1 protein-coding gene and 1 pseudogene are annotated in these 1688 nt (G+C 66.1%); both read left to right on the top strand.

What is annotated here, in order from left to right; genetic code table 11:
* Positions 1–741, top strand: a 741-nt coding sequence (locus ACFHWY_RS28395) for an ISAs1 family transposase (protein ID WP_416583310.1), incomplete at its 5' end; no start/stop codon positions are given.
* A 227-nt stretch (positions 742–968) separates the two neighbouring features.
* Positions 969–1688: pseudogene (locus ACFHWY_RS28390) on the top strand (glycosyl transferase); the annotation flags it as partial.

Genomic DNA, 1688 nt, shown 5'->3' with positions numbered 1-1688 from the left:
CGCCCCGGCACGGGCCTTGACGTGCAGCTGTTCTCCACGATGCGCCACGACACCGCCGTGGTCGTCGCGCAGGTCCAGGTCCCGGCCGACACCACCGAAGTCACCCAGCTCGCCGCCCTGCTCGACCCGATCGACATCACCGGCATGACGATCACCGCCGACGCCGCGCATCCCAGTCACGACACCGCCGCCTACCTGCTGCAACGCCAAGCCGGCTACGTCTTCACCGTCAAAGGCAACCGGCCCGGCCTGCTCACCGCGATCACCGATCGGCTGCCCGCAGCCGTCCCCACCCTCGCCGCCGCGACGCACACCGAGCACCGCAACGGCTACCGGATCACCCGTACCAGCTGGACCACACCCGCCGACGGCGTCGACTTCCCCGGCGCCGCCCAGGTCTTCCGGATCCGCCGCGACACCCACGCCCCCAACGGCCAGCGTGTCAGCAAACACATCCTGCACGGCGTCACCAGCCTGACCTGCACCGCGACCGAGATCACCGCCCGCGTACGCGGCCACTGGGGAATCGAGAACAAAGTCCACTGGATCCGTGACGTCCTGCTCGGCGAAGACGCCCACCACGCCTACCTCGGCAACGTCGCCCACGCCATGGCCGCCCTGCGCAACCTCGCCCTCGCCCTGATCCGCCTCGCCGGTCACACCCGCATCAAACAGATCATGGAACGGCACCACGCCGACAAGATGCTCATCCCGGCACTACTCAACGCAGCCATTCGGTGACCAGCCGACTTTGCTTTGGCTCTGCCCTGGATCCCCACCACCGCCTGATCGTCTCCCCAAGCGTTCCTACCTGCCCAAACAGAGACACCTATCCAGTTACGTTCCACCAACGCACCCGACTCAACCGAGAATATTCCCTGGCCAACTAGCAAATGGCGGCTGCCGTACTAGCCCGTCCGACAGCGCAGCTATATACATTGAAAGCTCACCGGAACGGGAGTCAGCAGATGCACCAACGGCGGCACATTCTCTTCGCCAACGTTCAGGGACACGGACACGTCTACCCGTCGCTCGGCCTGGTGAGCGAGTTGGCGCGGCGTGGCCATCGGATCAGCTACGTCACCACCCCGCTCTTCGCCGACGTGGTGACCGCGGCCGGTGCCACCGTGGTGCCGTACAAGTCCGAATTCGACACGTTCCACGTACCCGACGCCGTCACCAAGGCGGACGCGGAGACCCAGCTGCACCTGGTGTACATCCGAGAGAACGAGGCCATCCTGCGCGCCGCCGAAGACGGGCTCGGCGACGACATCCCGGATCTCGTGGTCTACGACGTCTTCCCATTCATCGCCGGCCGGTTGCTGGCGACCCGGTGGCACCGTCCGGCCGTCCGCCTCAGCGCGGGTTTCACGGCCAACGAGCACTACTCCTTCTTCGAGGAGCTGTGGGAGAGCCACGGCCAGCGCCACCCCGCGGACGTGCCGGAGGTCAACGACGTGATCGTCGATCTGCTCGCCCGCTACGGGATACACACCCCGGTCCGACAATTCTGGAACGAGATCGAGGGCCTCAACATCACATTCCTGCCGAAGTCCTTCCAGCCCTTCTCGGAGACCTTCGACGACGACCGTTTCGCCTTCGTCGGACCGACGCTAACCGATCGGCCGGCAGGGCCTTTGCAAGTTCCGGGGTCGTGCGGCTGGTCGGGTTGTGACCGGTTGGGGTGG

Origin of the sequence: Micromonospora sp. LOL_024, from assembly GCF_048060415.1 — a bacterium.
Classification (GTDB): Bacteria; Actinomycetota; Actinomycetes; order Mycobacteriales; family Micromonosporaceae; genus Micromonospora.
Note: the sequence above shows the minus strand (reverse complement) of the source record. Positions and strands in the feature narration are given on the sequence as shown.